Below are 20,391 nucleotides of genomic sequence, written 5' to 3' on the forward strand. Positions count from 1 at the left end.
ATTTTATGCTCCTTTACTGTCTTTTTTTTGTCTTTTTATTAAATTGCTTTTCTGTAGCACTTAGTGGCTCATTAGCCATTTCCTCTTGAAAAGAAGATTGATAACCAGCACCATTACCTTGTGAATTAGCATGATTCATATTTGGAATAATGTGATTCGATTTTTTCTTCATATCAAACACCTCCACTTTTAGCATCTCCGTATGTGCGTTGGACTATGATAGCAATTGCTCCCAACCAATTAAAATAAGTTAATTCTTATATTTTTTCTGAAAAAGAATTGATTAAATATAAAAAATAATATTTATTCTTTTCATAAGTTTTGCTATTCTATAAAAGGGATATCGTATGAAATACATTTAAAGCGTTTTCTTTTGCGGTACTTCTTGTATGGAAGGAGTTCGGAATTTAGACAAATTTAATTGTATGCGGTATTATTGATATGGAGGAGGGAATACATATGTCAAAAAATTTAGATGTTTACAATTCACAAAAAACATTTAGTGTTGGTGACAAGTCGTACAAGTATTATTCCTTAGACGCGCTTGAGCAAGCAGGAATTGGCGAAGTTTCTAAATTACCTTACTCAATTAAGGTGTTATTAGAATCTGTGCTTCGTCAGTATGATGATTACTTCATTAAAAAAGAACATGTAGAGAACTTAGCAAAATGGGGAACAGATGGTCAAAATGAGGATATTTCGGTTCCTTTTAAACCATCACGTGTAATTTTACAAGACTTTACAGGGGTTCCAACTGTTGTTGACCTAGCTGCTTTACGTAAAGCCATGGCAGACTTAGGTGGCGATGCAAGTCAAATCAATCCAGAAATACCAGTTGATTTAGTAATTGACCACTCTGTTCAAGTTGATAAAGCTGGGACAAGTGATTCATTGATTTATAACATGAACTTAGAGTTCAAACGTAACGCAGAGCGTTATGAGTTCCTTAGCTGGGCAAAGAAAGCATTCGATAATTATCGTGCCGTTCCGCCAGCTACAGGTATCGTCCACCAAGTGAACTTAGAGTATTTAGCTAATGTGGTACATGCTCTTGAGAAAAATGGTGAAACGATTGCTTTCCCAGATACACTTGTCGGAACCGATTCACATACAACAATGATTAACGGTATCGGTGTTTTAGGTTGGGGTGTTGGAGGAATTGAAGCGGAAGCTGGAATGCTTGGACAACCTTCTTATTTCCCAGTACCTGAAGTTATTGGTGTGAAGTTTACAGGTGAATTACCAAGTGGAACAACGGCTACAGATGTTGCCTTAAAAGTAACACAAGTACTTCGTGAGAAAAAAGTAGTTGGTAAGTTTGTTGAGTTCTTCGGTCCTGGTTTAGAGTTTATGCCACTTGCAGACCGTGCAACGATTTCAAACATGGCTCCTGAGTATGGTGCTACCTGTGGATTCTTCCCAGTTGACAGCGAATCGTTAAACTATCTCCGTCTCACTGGACGTTCAGAAGAACAAATCGCACTTGTTGAAGAATATAGCAAAGAAAATGGCTTATTCTACGTTCCAGGTGAAACTCCAGACCCTACTTATACGGACGTAGTAGAAATTGACTTAACTCAAATTGAAGCAAATCTTTCTGGTCCTAAACGTCCGCAAGATTTAGTACCATTATCAGATATGCAGTCTTCATTCCGTAATGCTGTTGTGGCTCCACAAGGAACACAAGGATTAGGATTAACAGAAGAAGAGTTTAAGAAAGAAGTGGACATTAAGTTTAATGATGGTCGCGAAACAACGATGAAAACAGGTTCAATCGCGATTGCTGCGATTACGAGCTGTACAAATACATCGAATCCATACGTTTTAATTGGTGCTGGTCTTGTTGCCAAAAAAGCCGTTGAGTTTGGATTAGAAGTACCCGAATATGTGAAAACATCCTTAGCACCTGGATCAAAGGTTGTAACGGGATATTTAACAGATTCTGGATTGCTTCCTTATATGGAGAAGTTAGGTTATAACATTGTTGGTTATGGCTGTACAACATGTATTGGAAACTCTGGACCGTTAGAAGACGAAATTGAAGAGGCGATTTCTACAAGTGATTTAACAGTGACATCTGTTCTTTCAGGAAACCGTAACTTTGAAGGTCGTATTCATCCGTTAGTTAAAGCTAACTACCTAGCTTCACCGCCATTAGTTGTGGCATATTCTTTAGCAGGTACGGTTGATATCGATTTAAAAAATGATCCAATTGGTACAAGTAAAGATGGAAAAGATGTTTACTTTAGTGATATTTGGCCATCTGCTGAGGAAATTAGAAAAGTAGTCAAAGAAACTGTAACACCAGAACTTTTCCGTCGTGAATATGAAGATGTTTTCTCAAGTAACGAGCGTTGGAATGAAATTGATACGACAGATGATTCATTGTATAAGTGGGATGATGACTCGACGTATATTGCCAACCCTCCTTTCTTTGAAGGTTTATCAAAAGAGCCTGAGACAATTAAGCCATTAACAGGTCTACGTGTGATTGGTAAGTTTGGCGATACGGTTACAACTGACCACATCTCTCCAGCTGGTGCAATCGGAAAAGATACACCTGCAGGTAAATACTTACTTTCAAAAGGCGTAGAGCAACGTGACTTTAACTCATATGGATCTCGTCGTGGACATCATGAGGTCATGATGCGTGGTACATTTGCGAATATTCGTATCCGTAACCAGATCGCTCCAGGTACAGAAGGTGGCTTCACAACTTTCTGGCCAACAGAAGAAGTGATGTCTATTTATGATGCAGCGATGAAATACAAAGAATCAGATACAGGATTAGTTGTTTTAGCTGGTAAGGATTACGGAATGGGAAGCTCTCGTGACTGGGCCGCTAAAGGAACAAATCTTTTAGGAATTAAAACAGTTATTGCGGAAAGTTATGAAAGAATTCACCGTAGTAACCTTGTATTAATGGGTGTACTTCCTCTTCAATTCAAAGAAGGTGAGAGTGCTGAAAGCCTCGGATTAACAGGTAAAGAAACGATTGAAGTTCAATTACCAGCTGATGTTAAACCGCGTCAATACGTAACGGTAGTTGCAGTTGATGAAGCTGGAAGCAAAACTGAATTTGAAGCATTAGTTCGTTTTGATAGTGAAGTTGATGTAGATTACTACAAGCATGGTGGTATTTTACAAATGGTTTTACGTCAAAAGCTAGCTTAATACAAATGATAAACCAGTCTATTTATCCAAGTAGGCTGGTTTTTTAATTGCTATTTACGAGGAGCTTTGTTTAACTTAATGATATAAAAGTGAGGTGTCATACGTGTTAGAACATTATAGGGAAATACTATTAGAGATGGAAGCTTCGATTCATCGTTTGACCAAATACATTTTGCCGCAAGTGAGTCAGCTTAGTCAAATTCAATTAACAAAAAAACAAGAGACGATTTTATTCTTAATGTTAAGAGACCCTGAAATAACCATGAAAAAAATGGCTGAATATCTAAATGTGAGTAAAAGTGCGGTTACACAAATGGTCGATAAGTTAGAAGAGCAAGATTTAATAAAAAGACAATTAAACCCAGATAATAGACGCGAATGGAAATTGATCTTTGGAGAAAAAGGAGTAAAGATAAAAACAGAGCTTGAAAAGTTCGAAAAAAAGGTATTAGAGGATTATTTTACTAAGATTCCTTTAGAAGATCTCCAGCATGTTGTTAAAACGATGCATGCTTTTGAAGAGGTTATTCAATCCTCAACGGCTGATTCCTAAAAGATACTGATTTCATTCGGACGAAGTTTTCTGAATTTGGTTAGAATAAGGTCTTTCGTTTGACTTAAAAAGCTAAGATCATTACCATGAATTTAATTAAGAAACTTAATAGTTTAGATTCTTAACTTACGAAATAACTAATTAACTAATCAACAATTAGAAAAGGGGTAGTACATAGAATGACAAATTTTTCGATAAGGCGACCGAAATTCACAATCGTCGCCATGTTGTTTTTTCTTATTATGGGGTTTGTTTCGCTATCAAACCTACCGTTGCAGTTGTTCCCGAATATAAGTCCACCGATTGCAGCTGTTGCGACGAGTTATAATGGGGCTAGTCCGGAGGAGATCCTTCAGCGTGTTACGGATCCGATTGAGGAGAGGTTAAGTACGACATCTGGTTTAAAACGGATGACCTCACAAACGTCAGAAGGGACATCTTTAATCCTATTAGAATTTGACTGGTCAACGTCCATTGAAGATGTTGAACTGGATATTATTAATACCTTACGTCAAATTCCTTTACCAGATGGAGCAAATGAACCTAGTTTTATTAAATTTGATCCATCTATGATGCCAACCTTAATGTTAGCCATTACTTCTGATGAGCCTGTTATTGACTTTCAAGATGTAGTATTTGACCTCTCAGATGAAGTCAATAAAATACCTGGTGTCGCCAGTGTGAATGAGTCGGGTGCGATTATTGAAGAAGTTCAGATTTACCTCGACCAAGATGAATTAGTATCAGCAGGCGTAACACAAGAAGATATCATTAATGTCATACAAGCTCACAATGTTGCTATGCCAGGTGGTACAGTAGCAGATGGTGAATTGAGCTTAACAACAAGAGTTATTAGTGAATTAACGAGTTTAGAAGATATTCAAGACTTAGTTGTCTCAGTAAATCCAGAAACCGGTGATGAGATTGTCTTAACCGACTTAGCTACGGTTGAAATAGGACAAGAAGAACAGCAGGTTATTACAAGAGCTGATCAAGAAGAGGCTATTCAATTTACTGTGATGAAAGAGTCCGATGCGAATACGGTATCCGTGTCAAATGCAGTAAATGACCGTTTAACAGAGATGCTCTCACAATCAAAGTATGAAGATTTAGATGTGATTACTTTATATGATGAAGGGGAGTTTATAAGCTTATCGATTGATAGTGTGACGAATGCGTTAATTTTTGGTGGAATTCTGGCGATGTTAGTCTTATTTTTCTTTTTAAGAAATTTAAAAACACCTATTATCATTGGAATTGCAATCCCGTTTTCAGTAATTACTACCTTTGCTTTTATGTATTTTACTGATATTGGTTTGAATCTGATGAGTCTTGGTGGACTTGCACTTGGAATTGGTATGTTAATTGACAATGCGATTGTTGTTATTGAGAACATATATAGACATTTATCGATGCAAAAAGACCCGAAGCAAGCGGCCTTAGATGGAACGAAAGAAGTGGCAGCGGCTATTACTGCGTCTACGTTATCAACGATTTCTGTATTTTTACCAATCGTTTTTATTAGCGGTATTATAGGAAATCTATTTGCTGAATTTGCTTTGACTGTTTCTTTCAGCTTAATTGCCTCTTTAATTGTGGCGGTAACGGTCATTCCTATGATCGCCAGTCGTTGGTTAAAAACACCATCAGAGAACTTAGAGGAACAAAGAAAACAAACGAAGCCTATGAGGGCATTAAAATCAGCAGCAGAATGGGTTTTAAATCACAGAATTACCGTTTTAGTTATTACAGCGGCATCGTTAATTGTCGGTGGATTAGGTTTAACGACTGTAGGTTTTGAATTTTTACCGGATAGTGATCAAGGTTCATTTACGATAGATATTGAATTAGAAAATGGAACATCACTTCAACGGACACAAGAAGCAGTAGAAGCTGTAGAGGATGTATTAGAAAGTCATAATGAAATCGCCAATTTTGTCAGTACTACAGGTTCAACAGCCCAAGGTATGGGAGGCGGAGCAAGCCACGAGGCTCAAATACAAGTTTCGATGGTGCCACTTGAACAGAGAAATGTATCGACAAGTGCATTCATTGAATCGATCGAGCGTGAATTAAGTAGAGCTGATTCGGATGCAGATATTTCAGCCACCACGATGAATGCTCTTGGAACAGATGCCAATACAGCCGTATTTACAATTAGTGATTCAAACTCGACTCGTCTCTATGAACAAGCTGAAGAACTTCAATTAGAGTTAGAGGATGTAAATATCATCCGAACAGTAGAGATGAGTATTGAGGAGCAAGTACCTGAAATCGCGATTGAAGTCGATATAGACGCGGCAAGAGAAAATGGATTAGCTCCCGCTCAGATCGCTAATCAAATTAATCAGCTAACGACAGGACAAATTGCTTCAACACTTCAAACAGAAGAACAAGACATTTATGATATAGTGGTTCAATTAAATCCTGATTATATTGAAGATATTGAAGCGTTAGAGACCATTCAAATTCAAAATGGTCAAAATGAGTATATTAACTTAAATGACGTTGCAGAGATTGTTGAAGGGCAAAGTACAGCTACTGTTAATCGTCTCGAACAGGAAGAAGCCGTTGAATTTACGGTTTATTATGCAGCAGGGTCTGCTTTAGGAAATGTAACGAATGAAATCAACCAAATATATGATGATTTAGATTTTGCCGAAGAAACGTCGCTTAGCTGGGGTGGTGAGCAAGAGTTACTGGAAGACTCAATGAACAGTATGATCTTAGCTCTAATTCTAGGAATTGTTTTTATTTACCTTGTTATGGCAGCACAATTTGAATCATTTAAATCACCGTTTATTATTATGTTTACTGTTCCACTAGTCGTGATTGGTGTGGCTTTTATTCTGACGATTACTCAAACACCAATTGGCGTAACGGTCTTTATAGGTGGTATGGTCTTAATAGGAATTGTTGTTAATAACGCTATCGTGTTAGTAGACTATGTCAATCAATTAAAAGAACGTGGATTGAGTTCTTACGACGCACTTGTACAAGGGGTTCAAGATCGTACTAGGCCGATCGTACTTACATCGCTAACCGCGATACTTGGAATGGTACCACTTGCTTTAGGAATTGGTGAAGGTGCCGAATTACAGCAACCGATGGCCTTAGTCGTAATCGGTGGATTATTTAGTAGTACACTCTTATCACTTTTTGTCATACCGGTTGTGTATAGCCTTTTTGATTCAGAGATGCGTAAAAAGAAAAAACGTTATGTAACGGTTGAAGGTGAATTCATCGAGGTTGATGATTATAAGCAACTACCGAGACATGTGGAGAAAAAAGAAGAATTTCCACGAGAAAATGAAGAGACGGCTAATTTTGATAAAGAAGTCGAAACAGACGAAGAATTAGCTAAACAAACCGAAGATGAGCTTGGAAATGAGAAAGAAGAGAAACAGCAGACATCTTCTTCAAAGGCACAAGATTTATCGAAAGAAGATATTTTAGAGCTGTTAGAACGAATTGTAGACTCAAATAAAAAAAATGATAAATAATCGGCTCCTTTTTGAAAGTGATAAATGCTTCTAAGCATTTATCGCTTTTTTTATATCATAAAAACGCTATTCTTGGTCATAATAACGACCACAAAGGTTAAGGAGGATGATCACATGGCTAATCATAGGCGAAAATTAAAGCTAAAGAAAGAGGAGCAAGCGAGAAGATTGCGATTCCCACAAGCCCAAAAAGGCTCCTATGCTGAAATCGAGGTATTAAAAATGAGGAATTCGAAGTCATAATTTTATTTTGGGGGAGATTGTCGGATGTTCGAGTTTTGGGTAGGGGCAGAAGAGTTACCGATTTATGGTTTTTTAATACGTGGAATCATCATTTATTTATATATATTTTTCTTTGTAAAAGTGTTAGGTCAACGCTCAATGAGTTCGATTGACCCTCTTGATTTTATTTTCGGTGTCGTTATTGGTGATATTTTAGGTGCACCCTTAACAGATGGTGATTTATCAATGACTGGACCTGTTTGTTCGGCAGCTGTTATAGCGAGCTTACATTTTGCTCTTTCTCTGATAGCTTTAAAAACACCAAGATTTCGAAGAGTTATTGAAGAAGAACCCATTATCCTTATACAGCATGGAAAAATCTTAAATAAACAACTTAAAAAAACAAGGGTCACAATCGAACAATTAATGATGGATTTACGCTTAAAAGATGCAAGTAACTTAAATGAGGTAGATTATGCTATTTTAGAATTAAATGGGCAGATTAGTGTCATTAAGAAAAATGCATTTCAAGCTTTGACTCCTCAAGATATCGGAAAAACACCAAGCCGTTCTGGTTATCCTTCCGTATTAATTGAAGATGGCGAAGTCGTTATAGAAAACGTTCAAAAAATGGGTACCGTTGAACAAATACGTTTACTTATTAATAAGTATGGTTATGAGCATGTCGAGGACATCTTCCTCATGATATGGCATGAAAATGGAGAAGTATATATAAGCCCAAAGCAAAAGCAAACATAAATAGTGATGAACGTGTATAAATCCACGAATATATGGAAAACTAATAGATAAAAAAGTGGGGTGTTTATTTTGAGAAAAGTCAGAAATTTATCATTTGAAGAACTAGTTCGTGAAAATAAGGAAGAACTACTAAATGACGAGCAACGTCTAGAACAACTGGAAGATCGTTGGGAACAGCGCCATTTATCTTCTGAGTCATAACAGCATAATTTAAATGAAACAAACTCATCCTAATGTTTAGGAGGGGATTAAATATGGCGAAGTCCAAACATTCTTTTGATCAGTTTCGACCGAATCATTTAGGCACACAGCCAAGAAAAAGTGATTCAAATAAAGGGAAGAAAATGAATAATAAAGGAAATGAACAACCCAATTATATTCCACCTAAAGGATAAAACGCTTATAGTAAAAAAGTTGCCTTAAAGACATGAGAAACGAGTTCGATGATATATCGAACTCGTTTTTTCTGATTAAATATAGGGGCCACTTTCACTCCATGAGAATCATACTCCTTTTGTGAAGGAATGCAACGAGCTAATCAAGTTAGTTTTGTATAGAGATGGGATATATTTTGATGGGACATTGAATAGATAATAGCAAATGCGTTCATTTTTGGAGGTGAAATAATGAATAAATCTAAATGGATTATTCATGCTCCCTTTATCATCTATTTATCTGTCTTATTATATATCACCTTATTCGCTTGGAATTATGGGGCTTCATTAGGGGAAGCAGGTCCTGGAGGGAGGAACTATAACCTTATACCTTTTCGTTCTATTTATCGAATTGCTATATATAGTCCAAGTTTTTATGATCCTATAAAAATATTAATTGGAAATATTGTTTTATTTATTCCATTAGGATTTTTTCTTCCCATTGTATTCAGAAGGTTAAAGGGGCAGTTTGCAAAAGTGGTGTGGATGGGATTTATCGTTTCATTTATGATTGAACTTATTCAATTTACGTTCCTTTATCGTGTAGCAGATGTGGACGACTTGTTTTTAAATACAGCTGGGGCCATGGTGGGTTACGGATTTTACTGGTTGTTTCAACAAATAAAAAGAAGGTTTATTCTATTTACCATATAATTTACCAGCACGGAAGGAACTTCCATCCAAAATCACCCGATAAGTGCGTTTCAAAGTAAAGTTTGTTAAAATCGTACTTGAATGATAGAAAGTGGTGAGCTTGTGAATGAACAGAAGATGACAATAACGGAAATACAAGAATGGATAGAGGCTGTCACAGACGAAGTAGAGCCTTTTTCTGATACAAAAGCATTAACAATTTTAAAACAAGTAGACAAACAATTAAAAGACAATCAAGAACCAGAAGACATAAAGCTCTTAGAAGAGATTAAAGTCCAATTATATGTATCATTGATGGAATTTCGTTTCAAAAAAGTGCATCAGTTTGACCAACTCATGAAAAAATGGTTAGAACAAGCCTTACATGTGGATAAGCAGCATCCGCAATTAACTAAATGGCATGTCGAATATTTATTTACTAAACTACAAGAAATAAATGTCCCTTTCGATTTTCCAGCAATTAGAGAAACCGATCACTCTTCAACCAAAAAAGAACGCGCTGAACAGTACTATTATTTAGCTGAACAATATTTCGAGCAACTTGACGGCTTGAAGGCTATCTATGAAGAAATCGGAGGAATCGATTCCAACTATGATGTCGACTTACGGATAGAAAAGATTCTACAATTATATAAATGGTATCAAAAAATGCAGGAACCCTTTTCATTGATTATAAAAGCGACAGGTGCCTATGCCCAGTCCATTTCTGGTATTTATTATTCGAATGAGCAATTACAGCAAATCAAAAAAGCCGTTACGGATATTAAAGAAGTAATATCCAATTGGCAAGAGCTATTAGATGAATTAAAAGCCGACCAGAAAAGTCAATCAGCCCTTGTTGAATTACAAGAAATGATTGGCTTAGATATGATTAAAACTCGAGTTGAAAAGTTGTATCAATATTTACAGTATCAGAAGAGAAGGGCGGAACTAGGATATACAACGAAAGACGGATTGAGCTTGCATATGATTTTTACAGGAAATCCTGGTACAGGTAAAACGACTATGGCTAGACTGATTGCTAAAATCTATCATGAGCTTGGTTTACTGGAGCATAATCAAGTATATGAGGTTGATCGTTCCCAACTTGTTGGGGGGTTTGTTGGACAAACAGAGGAATTAACGATGCAAGCCATTGAAAAAGCGACTGGTGGAGTGTTATTTATCGACGAGGCATATAGCTTAAAAAGGGCAGGGGCTAGTGGCAATGATTATGGTCAAACCGTAATTGATACACTGGTAGCGGCTATGACAGGTGAAAAAGCGAATCAGTTTGCGGTGATTTTAGCGGGATATCCTGAGGAAATGAATACGTTCTTACGCTCGAATCCAGGTTTACGTAGTCGCTTCCCAGAACAAAACCAACTTGAAATGAAGGATTATTCGACAAGTGCGTTACTTGAAATCGGGAAAAAGATAGCAGCAGATAACGACTTTTTATTAACGGAGCAAGCAGAAAAAGCACTAATAGAAAGAATTGAAAAAGCTCAGGTAGATGAAAGCTTTGGTAATGCTAGAACCGTAAAGAATATTATATTGGATGCTATTTTTGAAAAAGGTTCAAAAGCTTCTAATTCAAGTGATCCCTCTCAATTTGTACTCTTACAAGAGCAGGATGTTTTGCCAGAAACAGAAGATGAGATGAATGCTCAAGCGGAACTTGAACAACTAATAGGGTTAGAGCAAGTGAAAGCAGAATTGAAGAAGCTGAGTGATTATATCAAAATTCAGCAAATGCGTAGAAAAGCTAACTTAAAGACAAGCCCAATTCAGCTACATACGATTTTTTCGGGAGCGTCTGGAACTGGGAAGACGACTGTAGCAAAAATTTATGCACGGATTTTAAAGGAGTTAGGTATTTTAAAAAGAGGGCATTTGGTTGTAGCTAGCCGAGCTGATTTAGTAGCAGGTTATATTGGACAAACTGCAACAAAAACGAAAGAAAAAGTGCGAGATGCTTTAGGTGGAGTCTTATTCATTGATGAAGCTTATTCCTTGTTTTCACCTAATAAAAACGACTTTGGTCAAGAGGCTATCACGACTTTGTTACAAGAGATGAGTCACCATCAAGAAAATATCGTTGTCGTTTTAGCAGGATATGAAAAGGAAATGCAAGAATTTATTAATAGTAACCCAGGATTAAATTCACGTTTCCAAAAACAAGTAAACTTCCCTTCTTATTCGAATGAAGAACTCGTGCAAATCATTTTTCACAAAATCAAATCCTTAGGCTATAATCTGACAGAAGAAGCAGTGACGTTAATAGAAAAGAGCTTGCCAGAAAAAGGACACGCGGGGAACGGGCGATTTGCTCATAATTTTGTTGAGGAACTAATTCAAGGTCAAGCTGAGCGATTGATTAAAAATCAATTGTTCGATACAGAGGATTTATCACGGATTACTAGGGTTGATGTAGAACAATTAATAAAATCATAGAGGTGATAGCAATGAAGGTAGTTTCAACGAATATAACGGTGAGGTATGCAGAAACGGACCAGATGGGTGTCGTTCATCATTCTAATTATATTGTTTGGTTTGAAGTGGGGAGAACTGATTTTATCAAGGAATTGGGATTCCATTATGCTGAAATGGAGAAATCAGGTATTTTATCACCCGTCATTGATGTCCACTGTTCCTATAAAAAGCCAACAACCTACGGGGAGGTTGTAACGATAAACACATGGGTAGAGGACTACGACGGCCTTCGTGTAACATATGGGTATGAAGTAAAAAATCAGAAAAACGAAGTCTGTGTAACCGGTTATTCGATTCATGTTTGTGTAAAACAAGACTCTTTCCGCCCGATCTCTATAAGAAAACACCTACCAGATTGGCATGAAGCGTATGAAAAATTAAAACATAAATAAACCAAAGAAAAAAGCATATATACGGATTTAACAGGCTTTAAAAAAGTTAAATATCTTATAAAATTTCATAATAACACTGAAAAACATCTGGGAATTCACACACAATAATCGTACAAAAAAGAAGACCGACTTATCAAAAGTCGGTCTTTTTATTCCCATATAGGAGTTATATCCGACAGTACCACCAGTGTGCCGATGATTGTAATTTTGTGTTTGTTTATCTTTGGAAATCATCCATCCCAATCCCATATGTGTACTATTATCAACTCTAATATTATTTAGTATTATATGTGTTTGTTTAAAACTTGTTGTAAAGGATTATCTGTTAATCCTAATTACTGTTTTTATATTTCCCCGCCCTTTTCACATAAATGTTTTTTAAGTTGTCCGATAGAAGAACAAAATTAAACATTTTTTACCAGGAGTAATTTATCCTTCGCAGGACGCGCAGCATGATTTTCGGTAGCGATGATTAGAGCTCCGCATATCAGCTTTAAGTAACTTTCATACAAAGACAAGTGAAAGATTATAAAGAAAACGTGTATAAAGATGGGCATTCGGGTAAAAAGAAGAAAAGCAGATACATACTTGCTATGATTTCGATCTTTTTATGCTAAAATATGAAAGGAGAGAACAAGGCTTTAGAAGCTATTTCACATGATATTTTGGCATTAAGAAGGTGAAAATGATTGGCTTTTGGAATAACGAGGGACGAGCTAGAGCTATGGAAACAAAAAGTAAATAATAACGAAATTGCTTTTATCACCCATTATTGGTATGACAAACGATTTCCGCATTATGAAACGGTCACAAAAGTTGGATGCCGTAATATTTCCAAGTTAAAGGAATGGGGACATAACTATCAATTACAAGCAAAATGGATTGACCAACGAAATAGTTACCCACATTTTGACCTTATAGGGGAGAAACAAATAGAAATATTAGAAAAAGAAAAGCAGTGGAGTCAACTGCAAAGATTTTTTTCAAGCACGAAAACAAACACAAGGAGGACTCATTACATGACAGACAATCAGGCATTAATAATTGAAGCATTGAACGTTAAGTCAACCATTAATCCGAAAGAGGAAATCCAAACACGTGTTCAATTTTTAAAAGACTATTTATTAAAGAGCGGTGCAAAAGGGTTTGTATTAGGGATTTCAGGTGGGCAGGACTCAACCTTATGTGGAAAGCTAGCACAAATGGCTATTGACCAACTAAACAGTGAGCAATCAGAAAGTGAATACCAGTTTATTGCGATGAGATTACCATATGGTGAACAGCATGATGAAGCGGATGCTCAAGATGCCCTTGCCTTCATTCAACCGACTCATTCACTAACGGTTAATATTAAGCCAGCAGTTGAAGCAGCGGTGCGTGCTGTCGAGCAGGCAACAGGCGATGCTTTAAGCTTATTTAATCAAGGGAATACAAAAGCCCGTGAGCGAATGAAATCTCAGTATGATATCGGTGCCCATTATGGCTGTCTCGTTATCGGAACAGATCATGCTGCTGAAGCTATAACTGGATTTTTCACGAAATTTGGAGATGGTGCTTGTGACATTGCCCCACTTTTTGGTTTAACAAAAAGACAAGGGAAATTATTACTAAAAGAATTAGGTGCTCCTGAGCATTTATATACGAAAGCTCCTACTGCTGATTTAGAAGATGATAAGCCGGGGATTCCTGATGAGGAAGCGTTGGGAATGACTTATGATCAGTTAGATGATTATTTGGAAGGTAAGGAAGTCGAACAAGTATTGGTGAGTAAAATTGAAGCCCGATATTTCGCCACTGAACATAAACGTCAACAGCCAGTCTCCATTCAGGATGATTGGTGGAAGTAAAAACAGGTATGAAGCAAGACTATCCAACATATCTATAATGGACATCTAGAGAAACAGCAAGAAGTAACATTTGAGGAGAGGACAGATATGAAGGGGAAAGTAATACTTTTATGTAGCTTATGTGTATTACTCCTATTAGTTGTTTTTTACGTGAGAGATTTTAATTCCAGTGAAACAACAACAGAGGGTGGAGAGGAAGCGTCAGAAGCACTCTTTGGGGAATTTGAGCTAAATAAATTGGCCATTTCTGTGAATGATGTACGAACAGAGGTCAGATCAGAAGGGGAAGATGAACAGCGTGTGATTGTTGATATTACTGTTGACAATCAGAGTGAACAAGTGAAAAACATAAGCCTTGTTCATTTTACGTTAGTTGATGAGGACGGATATGCATACAGTCACACTTCTGATGCCTCTTTAAAGGGAATATTAGGTGGTCAATTACATCCAAATCGAAAAAATAGAGGGGAAGTAGCTTTTGACGTACCTGTTTCAACACAATACGAATTAGTATTTACTGACCATACTAAAACAGGACAACTGGTGTGGCCGCTCCCACTAGAAACGGACGAAGTGAATTAAAGGAGTTATGAATGATGGAGAACCATGCTGACCTACACATGCATTCGACGGCCTCAGATGGCGGTTACTCTCCAACCGATTTAATGGAAAAGTGTGCACGTGTCGGTCTACAATATGTGGCATTAACCGATCATGATACAATTCAAGGGATTGAGGAAGCAAAAACAAAAGCCGAAGAATTAGGGTTACAGTTTATTACGGGGATTGAGTTGTCAACGAAGTATAACGGGAAGGCTGTGCATATTCTTGGTTATGGAATTCGAACGGATGACGCATCTTTTGTTCAAATGTTAACGCATCAACAACGACAGCGTTCAATTCGACTAGCTCAAATCATTGATAAATTAAAAAATATTGATGTTCATTTAGAGGAAGAAGATGTTTTACAATTTGTGGATGGGGGAAGTGTTGGACGTCCTCATATGGCAAAAGCTTTAGTGGAAAAAGGATATGTGCAAAGTATCCAAGAAGCTTTTGATTTTTATTTAGCAGAAGGTAAGCCCGCTTATGTTGAGAAGGAAAAGGAAATGACTGTTGCAGAGGCTATTAGGTGGATTAAGCAAAGTCAAGGAATTTCCATTGTAGCTCATCCAGGTCATTATTCGTTTGATTCTCATATCAAGGATTGGGTTAGAATGGGCTTAGATGGGATTGAAATCTATCATCGTGACCATACGAGTGAGCAAATAGCAAAGTTTGAGAAGATTAAAGCAGATATTGAAGAAGATTTAGGAATTAGCTTGTATGTGACTGGAGGCTCCGATTTTCACCATGAGGAGTATGGTAGGAAAATAGAGCCATTAGGTCAAACGAGAGTAAATAATCGATTAGCTGAACAATTGTTGAAGGCTTTAAATGAAGAATAATCGTAAATAAATGGGGGCCTTATCTAAGGCACCCATTTATTTTTTGTTAGTCTTGAGTCAGTTCGCTTAATGCCTCTACTTGAACGTTGTTTAGCGCTTTTGAAGCAAGCTTATCTGCTTCTTTATTTTTTTCGCGGGGAATGTGATGATAATGAACCGTAATCCCTAATTGGGAGGCTTTCTTCTCAATACGTTCATGCCACTTTTGATAATGCTCTTCGTAAACGGGCCATTCATCACCTAGTTGTTTAATGACAACATAGGAATCAGCATAAACGTGAATGGTTTGATGACGAATATTAAGTCGTTCCAAGTGGTCTAATAAAAAATACATCGCAGCGTATTCAGCTTCATTATTATCTTCAAGTAGTTCTAATAACTGATTGATGCGGAGGCGATAGTTTTTATGGTGTTGTTTATAATAAATGGATATGCCAAGTCCACTTTGTTTGGATGTTTGATCAAAACCAGCATCAAAATAAGCCTGAATATCAGTCGGTTCAGTATCGGTTACTGTTTTTAATTTCCTTAATTGCTTTGTAGTCCAATAGGTATCTGCATGATCATACCATTCAATTGATTTGGCTTTGCCACTCTTTTCTAAATCAGCCGCAAATATAATTGCTTCTTCTAACGTCATTTCTTCACTTGTCATCTTATAGCTTTTATGATGCTTATGAATTTGATATAACCAAGTAGCTACATATTTCATTTGCGTTCCCACCTTTCATTTCATGAAGAACATAACCTTGACAAAAAAAGCGTAAACACGTAAAATTTCAATTTTATAAGCGTATTTTTCAGAAATTTTGTAGTATTATAACAGATAGGTAAGAAAACCCACACGAACAAAGTTCAACTATGTTTTTTATTATAGATCAATTAACACTACATAAACACCAGCCAAATTAGCGTCGCCTAATACAACCATGAAGGTGGTGTTTTGCTCTTTTACTGGTGGCTTTTCATTCAATAGCGGTTTTGAGGATTCTCACACTTTGCCGTAGCCCAGTCACCACCAACCCCAAAAAAAGTGTGTAGTAACCCATTAGGATTAGTATCTAAAATCTAAATGTTTTGGACAGTTAGCCAGGCTTGCTTGGCTACTTCACGCATTTTCAAAAGCGGACCAATAACAAAGACCGAAAGGTCAAGTTATCTCGAGAAATGAGCACAACCCAAGTAACTTTTATGCAAAAAGGAGTAGAGAATATGCCTATCAAAATACCAGATGACTTACCAGCAAAAGAAATATTAAACCGAGAGAATATATTTATTATGGACGAAACTCGTGCTTATACTCAGGATATTCGCCCATTAAAAATTTTAATTTTAAATTTAATGCCATTAAAAGTACAAACAGAAACGCAAATATTACGCTTATTAGGTAACACACCCTTACAAGTTGACGTATCATTTATACACCCTGATACACACCAATCCAAAAACACATCCTTTGAACATCTAAAAACCTTTTATAAAACGATTGATGAAGTAAAGGCACAAAAATTCGATGGGATGATTATTACAGGTGCCCCCGTAGAAAAATTAGCATTCGAGCAAGTCGATTACTGGACCGAGCTAAAGATGATCATGGATTGGAGTTTAACCAATGTTACCTCGACATTGCATATTTGTTGGGGAGCTCAAGCGGGGTTATACCATCATTATGGAATCGAAAAAATAGCTACACCTAAAAAGGTATTTGGCGTTTTTACCCACCAAGTTTTAGAACCGACGATTAAACTACTTAGGGGATTTGATGAGGAATTTCTCGCCCCACATTCTAGACATACCGATATATGTTTGCAACAAGTGAAAGAACATCCAGACTTACAAGTGTTAAGCTGGTCAGATGAAGCAGGCTTATATTTATGTAGCTCGAGGAATGGCAAACAAATTTTTGTAACGGGTCATTCAGAATATGATACAGATACCTTGCAGCAAGAATATGAGCGTGATAAAGCAAAAGGGATGAATATTCAATTACCGATCAATTATTTTCCTGATAATCAAGAAGGTAAGTTGCCTAAATTACGGTGGAGAGCCCACTCCAATTTATTATTTTCTAATTGGTTGAACTACTATGTCTACCAAGAAACGCCGTATGATTTTACGATCTAAAAAAATGAGAAATGATCATAAAGGAGAAGAAAAAGGAAAGAATACTAATAACCTTCACTTTTACTTAGTTTGATGATATCTCGTTTAAAATAGATCGAATTGGAGTGCTAACGATGTCACACATAAAGGAAAGTAAAACCGTATATTTACTAAATTCAGACATCTATTATGAGTATTATTTTTCTGAGGAACATAAAAACAAACCGGTCCTTGTGTTTATTCATGGATTTATTTCATCCCTTTTTTGCTTCCGAAAAATAGTACCTGCACTCAAAAAAAACTATAATTGTTTATTATTTGATTTACCGGGATTTGGTCGAAGCGGAAAGCTAAAGGGGTTTCGTTATTCCTTTGACAATTATGCGAATACGGTTCTCCGTCTCACAGAATTACTAAATATTGAGAAAATGATTATTATTGGTCACTCAATGGGTGGACAAGTTGGATTATATACAGCATTAAAAAAAACTGAATGGGTGCAAGGTTTAATATTACTTAATAGTTCCGGGTACTTAAAGAAAGTAAAACGTTCTTATTTATATGCTAGCTATCTCCCGTTCGCTGATACATTGATGAAATGGTGGATTAGTAAAAAGGATTACCAAACAGCATTGGAAACGGTTGTTTTTAATCGGCGAATTATTGATGCGAAATTAATTGATGGGTATCGGCAACCGTTGCAGGAACAAGAGTTCTATCGTTCGATGTTATATTTAATTCGGGACCGAGAAGGCGATTTGAGCAAGGAACAGCTATTACAAGTAGATCAACCTTGTTTATTAATATGGGGAGAGGCCGATCATATTATCCCTTATCGAATTGGACAAAAATTAGCCAATGATCTTAGGAATAGTCAATTGGTTTGTTTGAAAAATACGGGGCACTTAACACCAGAAGAACGACCTAAGCTGGTCATTAAATATATTCAACAGTTTTTAAAAAAACATGTGTAACCTTAAGGCTAGGTAGGAAACGGCTTTAAGGTTTTTTTAGCTTCTGTTAATCTTTAAGCACCATTTTCGGTAGCGACGAGTAACGCTCCATGTTCGCACTGCCTATGTCGGAGCTAAAATCAGCTCCGACACTAACAAAAATGAAAGTCATCTATCGCCACCATAAGATATAAAAGGATTTGTGCAGATACTGAGGCCGAACCTTGGAGTATAAATGGAAGTGAGGATTAGTCTTTTTCAACTCAGCTCTTGATTCAATTTGGTTATGCTTCTTTATCTGGGTAGTTCATTATTGTTTAACTCATTTTTTGGAATGAGAAGATCACTAACCAAGAAGCATGCATCAACCGTAGCTCCGGGAATAGGGGGCCGACACCTGCAAGAGGAAAGGGAAGGTTTTAGATCCACTTGCGTTAGCAAGTTAGCTCAGCGTCCGCCGGAGGGTGCGTGCCCCCATTCCCGGAGCGAACATCAAAGCTCCGCACATCGCCTTTAGCAACTTTCATACTAAAGTTACAAGTGCTTGAAATCGTTCAGGTGAGAATATGCTATAATGAAATGTAATGGTTTTGTAGGAGGTGGAGAAGTGGATCCGTTAGACGTTATGATTCATCAAGAACAAATTATTCCTTTTTATCAGCCGATTATCAATGCAGAAAAGCAATTAATTATTGGTTATGAAGTATTAGCAAAAATAAAAACAGACGAAGGAATCAAAAGTCTAGGTTGGTTTTTTCGCGATCGTTCCATTCCTGAAGAGTATCGGATTGAAATTCAAGATGTCATATTAAAAAAAGCTCTTGCAACCCTTCAAGGTTCAGACCAGCAAGTACTGTTGTTTGTTAATTATGATGCCAAACTGTTACTTGCGGATAACGGAGAGAACTTTTTAAAAAGAATTGAGTCCTTGGAGCAACCAAAATCGGTTCATCCTAACATTGTGTTACAATTAGAAGAAAATCTAGTCATGGAGAACCCTGATGAGATGAAACATCTAGTCGCATACTTACAAAGTGCAGGGTTCAAAATTGCGGTTCATGAACTTAATACAAAATCTTCGAACCTTGATCACCTTGCTCTGTTAAGCCCTGATATTGTTAAAGTAGATGTCTCTTTTTTAAACGAAGATTCATTACCACATGTTTTTCGGGAGGTACATCATTCGATTTCAATGTTATCTAGAAAGATAGGGGCAACCTTATTATTTGAAGGGATTAGTGGCTTCCATCATTTAAATTATGCGTGGCGTAACGGTGGCAGGTATTATGAGGGCTATTATCTATCTGAAGAACATTCAGAATTTGTTCCCATCGATAAATGTAAAGTAAAGCTTCAAAAAGAGTTCCAGCATTTTATTACATTTGAGCGGAAAAAAGTAGAGGCCCAGATTCGCTTACTAAATGACATGAACCAAAAGATGAAGCTAGCTGCAAAAGAACTCATGAAAGAGAAAGATCTAGATCAATTGACGTTAAAGATAGGAAATGATTGCCAAGAATTCGCATTTCGAGTTTATATTTGTGATCAAGATGGATTTCAGAAAACAGCGAATGCTGAGCGTGATGAATACGGCTTATGGCAACTTCATCCTGAGGGAAGAAATAAGAACTGGAGTTGGCGACCGTATTTCTTGGAAAACATAGTTCGAATGAATGTAGAAAAAAAGGGGCTCTTATCCGACTTATATACGGATATTGAGCGAGATGAGCGTATTCGTACATATTCATTTCCATTAACGGAATCTCTTTATTTATTTGTAGATATTCCTTATGAATATCTTTTTGAGAAAGATGGATTATTATAGGTATGGAAAAGTAGTGAACCTCGACTAATTAGAGGTTCCACTTTTTTTG

18 protein-coding genes are annotated in these 20,391 nt (G+C 36.8%); 16 read left to right on the forward strand and 2 right to left on the reverse strand.

The features are described from left to right. Window positions 1-13: 13 nt before the first annotated feature. On the reverse strand, window positions 14-172 hold the full coding sequence (gene sspO, locus PQ479_RS00750) for a small acid-soluble spore protein O (protein ID WP_047989457.1): 159 nt from the start codon (window positions 170-172) through the stop codon (window positions 14-16). A gap of 287 nt (window positions 173-459) precedes the next feature. On the opposite strand from sspO, the gene acnA reads away from it, so the two are divergent. The 13 genes from acnA to PQ479_RS00815 all read left to right on the forward strand — a co-directional run bounded on the left by acnA (window position 460) and on the right by PQ479_RS00815 (window position 15,461). Then, complete coding sequence (acnA, locus tag PQ479_RS00755) at window positions 460-3,174, forward strand: aconitate hydratase AcnA (RefSeq protein WP_047989456.1); 2,715 nt, start codon at window positions 460-462, stop codon at window positions 3,172-3,174. 103 nt (window positions 3,175-3,277) lie between these two features. Beyond that, window positions 3,278-3,727, forward strand: coding sequence for a MarR family winged helix-turn-helix transcriptional regulator (locus tag PQ479_RS00760; RefSeq protein WP_047989455.1), 450 nt, complete (start codon window positions 3,278-3,280; stop codon window positions 3,725-3,727). Between the two features lie 179 nt (window positions 3,728-3,906). Further along, entirely contained in the window at window positions 3,907-7,230 is a 3,324-nt protein-coding gene (locus tag PQ479_RS00765; protein ID WP_047989454.1) for an efflux RND transporter permease subunit, read from the forward strand. A gap of 114 nt (window positions 7,231-7,344) precedes the next feature. Then, window positions 7,345-7,473, forward strand: a complete 129-nt coding sequence (locus tag PQ479_RS00770; protein WP_273716697.1) for a hypothetical protein — start codon at window positions 7,345-7,347, stop codon at window positions 7,471-7,473. A gap of 24 nt (window positions 7,474-7,497) precedes the next feature. Beyond that, window positions 7,498-8,211, forward strand: coding sequence for a DUF421 domain-containing protein (locus PQ479_RS00775; RefSeq protein ID WP_047989453.1), 714 nt, complete (start codon window positions 7,498-7,500; stop codon window positions 8,209-8,211). Between the two features lie 60 nt (window positions 8,212-8,271). Further along, window positions 8,272-8,412, forward strand: a complete 141-nt coding sequence (locus PQ479_RS00780; RefSeq protein WP_337957073.1) for an FbpB family small basic protein — start codon at window positions 8,272-8,274, stop codon at window positions 8,410-8,412. A gap of 53 nt (window positions 8,413-8,465) precedes the next feature. Further along, window positions 8,466-8,606 carry an acid-soluble spore protein N gene (locus tag PQ479_RS00785; protein ID WP_047989452.1) on the forward strand — a complete coding sequence of 47 codons (141 nt, stop codon included), beginning with the start codon at window positions 8,466-8,468 and terminating at the stop codon, window positions 8,604-8,606. Between the two features lie 231 nt (window positions 8,607-8,837). Continuing rightward, window positions 8,838-9,299, forward strand: coding sequence for a VanZ family protein (locus PQ479_RS00790; protein ID WP_047989451.1), 462 nt, complete (start codon window positions 8,838-8,840; stop codon window positions 9,297-9,299). Between the two features lie 102 nt (window positions 9,300-9,401). Beyond that, a complete protein-coding gene (locus tag PQ479_RS00795) occupies window positions 9,402-11,735 on the forward strand; it encodes an AAA family ATPase (RefSeq protein WP_273716698.1) in 2,334 nt (777 codons plus the stop codon). Between the two features lie 11 nt (window positions 11,736-11,746). Next, window positions 11,747-12,166 carry an acyl-CoA thioesterase gene (locus tag PQ479_RS00800; RefSeq protein ID WP_047989450.1) on the forward strand — a complete coding sequence of 140 codons (420 nt, stop codon included), beginning with the start codon at window positions 11,747-11,749 and terminating at the stop codon, window positions 12,164-12,166. 1,019 nt (window positions 12,167-13,185) lie between these two features. Next, on the forward strand, window positions 13,186-14,013 hold the full coding sequence (gene nadE / locus PQ479_RS00805) for an ammonia-dependent NAD(+) synthetase (RefSeq protein WP_047989636.1): 828 nt from the start codon (window positions 13,186-13,188) through the stop codon (window positions 14,011-14,013). A gap of 87 nt (window positions 14,014-14,100) precedes the next feature. Further along, window positions 14,101-14,595: a DUF4352 domain-containing protein gene (locus tag PQ479_RS00810; protein ID WP_047989449.1), complete on the forward strand. Its 495-nt coding sequence runs from the start codon at window positions 14,101-14,103 to the stop codon at window positions 14,593-14,595. A gap of 14 nt (window positions 14,596-14,609) precedes the next feature. Then, the gene (locus PQ479_RS00815) at window positions 14,610-15,461 is read left to right on the forward strand and encodes a PHP domain-containing protein (RefSeq protein ID WP_273716699.1); all 852 of its coding nucleotides are present in this window, start codon (window positions 14,610-14,612) and stop codon (window positions 15,459-15,461) included. A gap of 46 nt (window positions 15,462-15,507) precedes the next feature. Here PQ479_RS00815 and PQ479_RS00820 read toward each other — a convergent pair whose 3' ends face one another. Continuing rightward, a complete protein-coding gene (locus PQ479_RS00820) occupies window positions 15,508-16,173 on the reverse strand; it encodes a reverse transcriptase-like protein (protein WP_047989447.1) in 666 nt (221 codons plus the stop codon). 500 nt (window positions 16,174-16,673) lie between these two features. On the opposite strand from PQ479_RS00820, the gene metA reads away from it, so the two are divergent. From metA to PQ479_RS00835, 3 genes are all read left to right on the forward strand, one after another. Then, window positions 16,674-17,585, forward strand: coding sequence for a homoserine O-acetyltransferase MetA (metA, locus tag PQ479_RS00825; protein ID WP_047989446.1), 912 nt, complete (start codon window positions 16,674-16,676; stop codon window positions 17,583-17,585). A gap of 113 nt (window positions 17,586-17,698) precedes the next feature. Next, a complete protein-coding gene (locus PQ479_RS00830; RefSeq protein WP_047989445.1) occupies window positions 17,699-18,538 on the forward strand; it encodes an alpha/beta fold hydrolase in 840 nt (279 codons plus the stop codon). Between the two features lie 586 nt (window positions 18,539-19,124). Continuing rightward, window positions 19,125-20,342, forward strand: coding sequence for an EAL domain-containing protein (locus PQ479_RS00835; protein WP_047989444.1), 1,218 nt, complete (start codon window positions 19,125-19,127; stop codon window positions 20,340-20,342). Window positions 20,343-20,391 lie beyond the last annotated feature (49 nt).

It is taken from the genome of Alkalihalobacillus pseudalcaliphilus (genome assembly GCF_028610675.1).
Taxonomy (GTDB): Bacteria; Bacillota; Bacilli; order Bacillales; family Bacillaceae_D; genus Alkalihalobacillus; species Alkalihalobacillus pseudalcaliphilus.